Source organism: Streptomyces sp. CNQ085 (genome assembly GCF_022614595.1).
Classification (GTDB): Bacteria; Actinomycetota; Actinomycetes; order Streptomycetales; family Streptomycetaceae; genus Streptomyces.
In genome coordinates this window covers 14,580-21,883 of record NZ_JAJFAU010000067.1, presented here as the reverse complement: position 1 = coordinate 21,883, position 7,304 = coordinate 14,580, and the positions used below count along the sequence as shown (strand labels likewise).

The 7,304-nt window shown below is 70.1% G+C and carries 10 protein-coding genes; 5 read left to right on the top strand and 5 right to left on the bottom strand.

Features of this window, described 5'->3' with window-relative positions; genetic code table 11:
* Positions 1-73: 73 nt before the first annotated feature.
* Together LJ221_RS13415 and LJ221_RS13410 are read left to right on the top strand one after the other, a co-directional pair.
* Positions 74-685 (top strand): Uma2 family endonuclease, encoded by a 612-nt coding sequence (locus tag LJ221_RS13415; RefSeq protein ID WP_241716673.1) that lies wholly within the window; start codon positions 74-76, stop codon positions 683-685.
* Positions 686-809: 124 nt separating this feature from the next.
* Positions 810-1,400: a Uma2 family endonuclease gene (locus LJ221_RS13410; protein WP_241716684.1), complete on the top strand. Its 591-nt coding sequence runs from the start codon at positions 810-812 to the stop codon at positions 1,398-1,400.
* Between the two features lie 24 nt (positions 1,401-1,424).
* On the opposite strand, the gene LJ221_RS13405 is transcribed toward LJ221_RS13410, so the two are convergent.
* Positions 1,425-1,919 carry a hypothetical protein gene (locus tag LJ221_RS13405; protein ID WP_241716671.1) on the bottom strand — a complete coding sequence of 165 codons (495 nt, stop codon included), beginning with the start codon at positions 1,917-1,919 and terminating at the stop codon, positions 1,425-1,427.
* Between the two features lie 206 nt (positions 1,920-2,125).
* Here LJ221_RS13405 and LJ221_RS13400 point away from each other — a divergent pair, with 206 nt between their 5' ends.
* Together LJ221_RS13400 and LJ221_RS13395 are read left to right on the top strand one after the other, a co-directional pair.
* Complete coding sequence (locus LJ221_RS13400) at positions 2,126-2,734, top strand: Uma2 family endonuclease (protein WP_241716669.1); 609 nt, start codon at positions 2,126-2,128, stop codon at positions 2,732-2,734.
* A gap of 106 nt (positions 2,735-2,840) precedes the next feature.
* Complete coding sequence (locus tag LJ221_RS13395) at positions 2,841-3,404, top strand: dihydrofolate reductase family protein (RefSeq protein ID WP_241716667.1); 564 nt, start codon at positions 2,841-2,843, stop codon at positions 3,402-3,404.
* Between the two features lie 184 nt (positions 3,405-3,588).
* Here the strand turns inward: LJ221_RS13395 and LJ221_RS13390 are convergent, their stop codons facing one another.
* Both LJ221_RS13390 and LJ221_RS13385 read right to left on the bottom strand, forming a co-directional pair.
* Entirely contained in the window at positions 3,589-3,789 is a 201-nt protein-coding gene (locus LJ221_RS13390) for a DUF397 domain-containing protein (RefSeq protein ID WP_241716665.1), read from the bottom strand.
* A gap of 2 nt (positions 3,790-3,791) precedes the next feature.
* Positions 3,792-4,673: a helix-turn-helix transcriptional regulator gene (locus LJ221_RS13385; protein ID WP_302852001.1), complete on the bottom strand. Its 882-nt coding sequence runs from the start codon at positions 4,671-4,673 to the stop codon at positions 3,792-3,794.
* A 199-nt stretch (positions 4,674-4,872) separates the two neighbouring features.
* On the opposite strand from LJ221_RS13385, the gene LJ221_RS13380 reads away from it, so the two are divergent.
* On the top strand, positions 4,873-5,304 hold the full coding sequence (locus LJ221_RS13380) for an ATP-binding protein (RefSeq protein ID WP_241716663.1): 432 nt from the start codon (positions 4,873-4,875) through the stop codon (positions 5,302-5,304).
* Positions 5,305-5,526: 222 nt separating this feature from the next.
* Here the strand turns inward: LJ221_RS13380 and LJ221_RS13375 are convergent, their stop codons facing one another.
* Positions 5,527-6,201 (bottom strand): response regulator transcription factor, encoded by a 675-nt coding sequence (locus LJ221_RS13375; protein WP_241716661.1) that lies wholly within the window; start codon positions 6,199-6,201, stop codon positions 5,527-5,529.
* Positions 6,202-6,225: 24 nt separating this feature from the next.
* Positions 6,226-7,227 carry a sensor histidine kinase gene (locus LJ221_RS13370; protein WP_241716680.1) on the bottom strand — a complete coding sequence of 334 codons (1,002 nt, stop codon included), beginning with the start codon at positions 7,225-7,227 and terminating at the stop codon, positions 6,226-6,228.
* Between the last annotated feature and the right edge of the window lie 77 nt (positions 7,228-7,304).

The following is a 7,304-nucleotide window of genomic DNA, read 5'->3' as shown; positions in this document are numbered from 1 at the left end:
CCGCTCACCCCTTCGAGCGGCGGCGCGGGCGTTTTCGGGTCGATACGCTGGGGTGAGGCCGAGAATCCCGCCCATGGGAGGAACCATGACCGCCGAGCCGCTGCCCAGCGCGTCCACCGGCCGGTGGCCGATGCCGCCGCAGGACGGCTACACCGTGGACGACTTCTTCAGCCTGCCCGACCTCCCGCCGCACACCGAACTGATCGACGGGAGCCTGGTCTTCGTGAGCCCGCAGCGGAACTTCCATTCGCTGACGCTGTACCTGCTGGAGCACGGCCTGCGGACGACCGTTCCCGAGCGCTACCGGGTGCGCCGCGAGATGGCCGTGGTGCTCACCGACCGCACCGCGCCCGAACCGGACCTCTGCGTGCTCCGGGCCGAGGCCGTGCGGAGCCGCCGGCAGGCGCGCTTCGAGGCGGAGGACGTGGTGCTCGCGGTCGAGGTCGTCTCGCCCGAGTCCGAGGAGAGGGACCGCGACACCAAGCCCCACAAGTACGCCCGCGCCGGCATCCCGCACTTCTGGCGGGTGGAGATGACCGGAGAGAACGACGACCCCGTCGTCTACGTCTATGAACTGGACGCCGTGACCCGGAGCTATGTGGTCACCGGCATCCACCACGACCGGCTGAAGCTCGCCGTCCCCTTCGACATCGACATCGACCTCACCGCGATCGACCACATGTGAGGCGGCTCCCGGCTTCTCCGTGTGTCAACGTCCGCGCCGCCGCTCACTCCTTCGAGCGGCGGCGCGGGCGTTTTCGGGTCGATACGCTGGGGTGAGGCCGAGAATCCCGCCCATGGGAGGAACCATGACCGCCGAGCCGCTGCCCACCTCCTCGTGGCCCGTGCCGCCGTCGGACGGCTACACGGCGGACGATCTCGACCGCATCCCGGACCTCCCGCCCCACACGGAGCTGATCGACGGGAGCCTGGTCTTCGTGAGCCCGCAGAAGTACTTCCACTCGCTGGCGATGTTCCTGCTGGAGAGAGGACTCCACGAGACCGTTCCCGGCGAGCTGCGGGTGTGCCGGGAGATGGCCGTCGTACTGGGCAGGCGCAACCGCGTCGAACCGGACCTCTCGGTGCTGAGGGCGGAAGGCGTCACCGAGGAGGCCGAGGAGACCGGCTTCCGGGCCGGGGACGTCGTACTCGCCGCCGAAGTCGTCTCGCCGGACTCGGAGGAGCGGGACCGCAAGCGCAAGCCGCAGCTCTACGCGGAGGCGGGCATCCCGCACTTCTGGCGGATCGAGAAGGGGACGGGGCGCCGCCCGGTCGTCTACGTCTTCGAGCTGGAGCCCGCGACGCGCTGCTACGTGCCCACCGGCATCCACCACGACCGGCTGAAGCTCGCCGTCCCCTTCGACATCGACATCGACCTCACCGCGATCGACCGGCTGTAGACCGGCCGGCCGCGGGCCGGCCGGTCACCCGGTCCTGGTCATCACCGAGTCGTAGCCACCGCCGCCGGGGTAGACCCAGGCGCCGGCCAGCGTGTCGCCCGAGGCGTCGAAGGTGCCCCGGGAGTATGCGGGTGAGCCCTTCTCACCGGCCCAGATGGTCTGGGTGTCCCCGTCGATCTCGTAGACGTAGTCGAAGGTGTTGCCCTGGCTGTCGTGGAAACGGGAGCGGATGTCCTCGCCCGGCTCCTCCGCGCCGAAGGGCTTCTCCCGGCCGATCACCTCCAGCCCTGTGACGCGCTGCCCGTACTGCTCCAGCTCGACCTCCCGGAGGAGGAAGAAGCCGCCCTCCATCCACCGGTAGACGATCGTGCCCTCAGCGCCGCCGGTCACCCGCCAGGAGCCGGTCAGCCGGTCCAGTGCCCTGGTCCCCTCGTCGGGCCGGGGGCCCCGGGGGTGCCGTCGGCGCTCTCCGTGCTCCCCGTCATGCTCGTTCCCTTCCACCGGTGTGTCACGAAGCATCCGCGTCTCCGTGATGCCGCTCGTATGACTGGAGGCGTGGGGAGAGGTAATCGGCCGACCGGGGTGGCGTATATCACACCGTGATTCGGTTTCCTGGTGTCGGCGCACCGACCTGCCCGTCAACTCCGGTGTTGCCACTCACCCCTTCGGGCGGCGGGGCGGGGGTTTGCGGCAAGTCGCACCGGAGGGGTGATGACCATGGCGGCATGGACGATGTAGCGAACGCAAACGATGTCGACGACGAGCCGTTCCCCGAGTGGCTGCGCCCCCCGTACCGGGGCCTCACCGTCGACGACCTCTTCCGCCTGACCGACCTCCCTTCCCACACTCAGCTCGTCGACGGCGCCCTGGTCTTCCCCGCCCGGCAGAGCTCGTACCACTCACTGGTCAACTCCCTGCTGGTAGAGGGCCTTTGCCGCACCTGTCCGGCGCATCTGCGGGTGCGGCGGGAGATGGTGGTGGCACTCGGTCCCGGGCAGGCGCCGGAGCCGGACGTGTGCGTGATCCGTGCCGGGGCCGTACAGGGGCTGGAGGCCAACCGCTACGATGCCCGGGATGTCGTGCTGGCCGTCGAGACCGTCGCCCCCGACTCCGCGATCCGCGACCGCGAACGCAAACCCCAGCTCTACGCGCGGGCGGGCATCCCATATTTCTGGCTGGTGGAGGAGGGCACGGGACGCCGTCCGGTGGTCCACGCCCACCGGCTCGATCCGGGGGCGGGGGCGTACGCCCTCACCGGCGTTCACGAGGGGCGGCTGACGCTCTCCGAGCCGTTCGGCGTCGACATCGACCTCGGCGCGATCGACCGCATGTAGTCCCCGCGGCCTGTCCGTGAGTCGTCTTCGGAGGCGTTGTCAGTGGCAGCCTCTAGCCTCTTCCCTGATACGGAATCAATCCGAGTGAATCCGAAGGGAAGCAGTCATGCGCAGGTTCAAGCTCCAGGTCCAGGTCAGCGTCGACGGCTACATGGCCGGGCCGAACGGTGAGATGGACTGGATGACGTTCCCCTGGACCGACGACGTCGGTCCCCACATCAACGCGCTCACCAAGTCGGTCGACCACATCGTGCTGGGCCGCCGCCTCGCCGAGGGATTCATCCCCACATGGGCGGCCGGTCCCGAGGGCGAGAGCGAGGAGTCCATCGCCTGGATGAACGGCACGCCCAAGACCGTGATCTCCGACTCCCTGGCCGAGTCGCCCTGGGAGAACGCCGAGGTCGCCGGCGGCGACCTCACCGAGACGATCGAGCGGCTGAAGGCGCGGCCGGGCGGGGACATCATCACCTACGGGGGCGGCACCCTCGTGCGGGACCTGATCGCCCGGGACCTGCTCGACGAACTCCACCTGTTCGTCAACCCGGCCGCGCTCGGCGCCGGGATGCCCGTCTTCCCCGACACCGGCTCCCACCACCGGCTCAGCCTCGTCTCCGTCCGGCCGTTCGACTGCGGGATCACCGCGCTGCACTACGAGCCGAAGCGTTCCTGACCGGCGCGGGCCCCGCCTCGCCCCCCAGGGGGCGGGGCGGCCGCACACGCTCAGCCCTTCCGGCGGCGGTTTCGGGGAGCTGGAGGACCGTCCGGTGCGGTGTCGTCCGCCCGGCGCCGCCGTCCGTGCGCTCACCTCACGCCGCCGGTGTTGTCACACCGCCCTGTGCGAGGGGGCGACGGGGTTACGCGGCCCGCTCCTCCCCGCCGCGCAGCGTGGAGAGGAACGCGGCCCAGGCGGTGGGGGACAGGCGTATGCAGGGGCCCGTAGACTCCTTGGAGTCGCGTACGACCACGGTGGTGGCGACATTGTCGGCCACCTCGACGCACTGCGAATCCGGCTGGCCACCGCTGTGACTGGACTTGCGGAACACGAACTCGGACACCGCTACATCTCCTTACGGACGCTGTCGATCAGCTTGCTGGAGTCGCGTTGCGCCAGGCTCAACCGGGCAACGCGGTCGAAGACGGAGCTGTGATGCCGAGCGTCTGCTTCGCTCTCCAACCACAGCTTGACGGCGAGCGTATCGGTGCGCACTACGTCCAGCGCTCCGGCCTCCGAGAAGGACAGTACGGTGAAGGCGCTGGTCATACCAGGGTGGGCGCCCACTCGGTAGGGCAACACCTGGACGCGGACATGAGGGAGTTCCGCCATCTCCATCAGACGGCCGAGCTGGGCACGCATGACGCTGCGACCGCCCACCAGTTGGTGCAGGACGGCCTCATGCATGATCGCCCAGAGCTGTAGGGGACGCTTCCCCGTGAGTCGGTCCTGCCGCTTCATGCGGGCTTCCACGAAGGGTTCGACCTCTTCGATGTCGGCCCAGTCGTGGTTGCCGACAGCCAGAGCGCGGGCGTAGTCCGGCGTCTGCAACAGGCCCGGTACGAAGGACAGCTCCCAGGCGCGTACCTGGTCGGCCATCTCCTCCAGCGCGAAGTACTCGGCCATGGCTTCAAGCTGTGGGTACTGGTCCCACCAGCCCTTCGCCTTGCGGCGGTCCCGGTCGGCCTTGGCCAGCTTGAGGAGCCGGTCGACGACGGCTTCGTCGTCCACGCAGTAGAGATGGCACAGCGCACGGACGTCGGGGTCCCGTATCGGCACCAAACCGCGCTCCATCTTGGCGACCTTCGCCACCGAGCTGGTGAGAGCCTCCGCCGCGTGTGGCTGCCGGAGTCCGCATGCCTCGCGCATGCGCAGCAGCTCACCACCGAGCCTCCGGCCCAGCACCGTGGAGACGGTAGCCCCACGGTTTGCACGTCTGTCCGTCATGTCTGCCTTCCTACAGGGTGGTTGAGCGCACGCACAACCGAGGCGCCTGCAAGCCGAAGTCAATCACGAGAAATATTTCTGCACATCCGACTTGATGCGTCTGGCAATTGAGCGATACCTTCAGTGCGTAGCCGGTCACTCTCCGGATCTGACCCCCGCCGTTCGAGGCGGCGTTCTCCCTCACGAAGGCGTGATCACCATGGCCGTGTTCCACCCCTCCTCGGCGGCTGTCCTCAAGGAGGACAAGCTCGACTACACCCCGTTCCCCAGCAGCGTGAGCCTGGCCCGGCGCCGGACGGCACGGCTGGTGGGCGAGTGGGGGCACCCCGGCGTGGCCGGGGACGCATCGCTGATCGTCAGCGAACTGGCCGGTAACGCACTGCTGCACGGCCGCGTGCTGGGACGGCTGTTCCGGGTCCACTTGAAGCTGACAGCGTCGGTGCTGCGCATCGAGGTCAGCGACGCACGCGGGGAGCAGTGTCCCAAGCCCAGGAGCCCGGCCGACGACGAGCAGTTCGGCCGGGGTCTGCTGATCGTGGACGCCCTCGCCGTGCGCTGGGGCGTCACTCCGCGTACGGTCGGCAAGACGGTCTGGGCCGAGATTGGTCTGGGGCGGACGCGGAGTGATTGACGGCGGGGCGCGTTCCGCCTGCTGCCGGCATTCCAGCCGATGCCGCAGGGTTCCGTTGACCACCGGAGGAGATGGAGGCGGCTTCGCCCCGGTGAACGAGGCGTTGAAGCTCTTCGAGAACGTCCGGGTCGAGGGCGACGGAGATCGGCTTTCCGGGCTCCCTTCCGGCCATGATGTGACGTTATCGCGTGCCCGTACCGGTCAGCCGCGTGAACGGGGGTATCACACCAGGCAGCGGGCCGTGGCCCAGCGGGTGAGCTCGTGGCGGTTGGAGAGCTGGAGCTTGCGCAGCACCGCCGAGACATGGCTCTCGACGGTCTTGACCGAGATGAACAGCTGCTTGGCGATCTCCTTGTAGGCGTAGCCGCGTGCGATCAGGCGCAGCACCTCGCGCTCGCGCTGGGTGAGGCGGTCCAGGTCCTCGTCCACCGGCGGGGCGTCGGTGGAGGCGAAGGCGTCCAGGACGAAGCCCGCCAGGCGCGGGGAGAACACCGCGTCGCCCTCGGCGACCCGGAATACGGCCCGGACCAGGTCCGCGCCGGTGATCGTCTTGGTGACGTAGCCGCGGGCGCCGCCGCGGATGACGCCGATGACGTCCTCGGCCGCGTCCGAGACCGACAGGGCCAGGAAGCGCACCGGGTGCTCGGGGTCGGCCATCAGCGTGGCGCTGCGGCGCAGCACCTCCACCCCGCCGCCGCCGGGCAGATGGACGTCGAGCAGGACGACGTCGGGGCGGGTGGCGGTGATGACGGTGACGGCCTGGTCCACGTCGGCGGCCTCGCCGACGACCTCGACCCCGGTCTCGGCGGTGTCCCCGATCTCCGCCTGGACGCCCGTGCGGAACATCCGGTGGTCGTCCACCAGGACCACCCGGGCCCGGTGCTGCTCCTCGTTCATGCTTCCGCCTTCATGTCCGTGCCCTCATGTCTGTGCCCTCTCCATCTCCAGCTCCACCACCGTGCCGCCCTCGGGGGCGGAACGCAGCACCGCCGTACCGCCGTTGCGCCGCATCCGGCCGATGATCGACTCCCGTACGCCCATCCGGTCCGGCGGCACCGAGTCCAGATCGAAGCCGGGGCCGTGGTCGCGCACGGAGACGAAGACCATACTTCCCTCGACCTCGGCGAAGACCTGCACCGGGCCGCCCTCGCCACCGTACTTGGCGGCGTTGACCATTGCCTCCCTGGCGGCCTGGAGCTGCGCGCCCAGCCTCTCGTCCAGCGGGCAGTCGCCGACGCAGACCACCTCCACCGGCGCCCCGTGGTGGTCCTCCACCCCGGCCGCGGCCGCCCGCACCGCGTCGGCCAGGGTGTCCGGCCCCTCCTCCTCGTCCCTGCCCGTGCCGCCCGGCCTGTAGAGCCAGGCCCGCAGCTCGCGCTCCTGGGCGCGGGCGAGACGGGCCACCTCGCGGGAGTTGTCCGCGTTGCGCTGGATCAGGGTGAGGGTGTGCAGGACGGAGTCGTGGACGTGGGCGGCGACCTCGGCCCGCTCCTGCGCCCGGATGCGCATCAGCCGTTCCTCGGACAGGTCCTGGGTGAGGCGGACCAGATACGGTCCGGCCAGCAGCGCCGTGCCGACCAGCAGCGCCAGCGACGCCTGGAGCACCGTGCCCAGGTGCGGGCCCAGTCCCCGGGTGACGGCGAAGCCGGTGATGCCCACACCGACCAGGAGGGCGCCCGCCGCGCTGCGGGCGATGGGCAGCAGCCGCCTGCGGCGGCTGACCTCCGCCCAGTGGGCGCGCCGGGAGTTGTCCGCCTGCCGCCAGACGACCGCCACGCCGACCCCGGCCAGCAGCAGCGGCCAGACGTAGGCGTTCGCCGCGCCGAACTGGAGGTTGGAGCCGAGGGAGGCCAGCGCCACGACCAGGACCAGTACCGCCAGGAGCTGTCCCTTGCCGGGCCTGGGGACGAGCGTGAAGCCCATGACCCCGGCGAACCCGTCCCGCGCCAGTACGCGCTCCAACAGGGCACGACAGCGCACCGACTTGCTGGCCACACGGA

Bases quoted from the DNA above. Each gene is read 5' to 3' on its own strand.
- LJ221_RS13415 (WP_241716673.1), top strand. From the start codon at position 74: ATGGGAGGAACCATGACCGCCGAGCCGCTGCCCAGCGCGTCCACCGGC.
- LJ221_RS13410 (WP_241716684.1), top strand. From the start codon at position 810: ATGACCGCCGAGCCGCTGCCCACCTCCTCGTGGCCCGTGCCGCCGTCG.
- LJ221_RS13405 (WP_241716671.1), bottom strand. From the start codon at position 1,919: ATGCTTCGTGACACACCGGTGGAAGGGAACGAGCATGACGGGGAGCAC.
- LJ221_RS13400 (WP_241716669.1), top strand. From the start codon at position 2,126: ATGGACGATGTAGCGAACGCAAACGATGTCGACGACGAGCCGTTCCCC.
- LJ221_RS13395 (WP_241716667.1), top strand. From the start codon at position 2,841: ATGCGCAGGTTCAAGCTCCAGGTCCAGGTCAGCGTCGACGGCTACATG.
- LJ221_RS13385 (WP_302852001.1), bottom strand. From the start codon at position 4,673: ATGACGGACAGACGTGCAAACCGTGGGGCTACCGTCTCCACGGTGCTG.
- LJ221_RS13380 (WP_241716663.1), top strand. From the start codon at position 4,873: ATGGCCGTGTTCCACCCCTCCTCGGCGGCTGTCCTCAAGGAGGACAAG.
- LJ221_RS13375 (WP_241716661.1), bottom strand. From the start codon at position 6,201: ATGAACGAGGAGCAGCACCGGGCCCGGGTGGTCCTGGTGGACGACCAC.
- LJ221_RS13370 (WP_241716680.1), bottom strand. From the start codon at position 7,227: ATGGGCTTCACGCTCGTCCCCAGGCCCGGCAAGGGACAGCTCCTGGCG.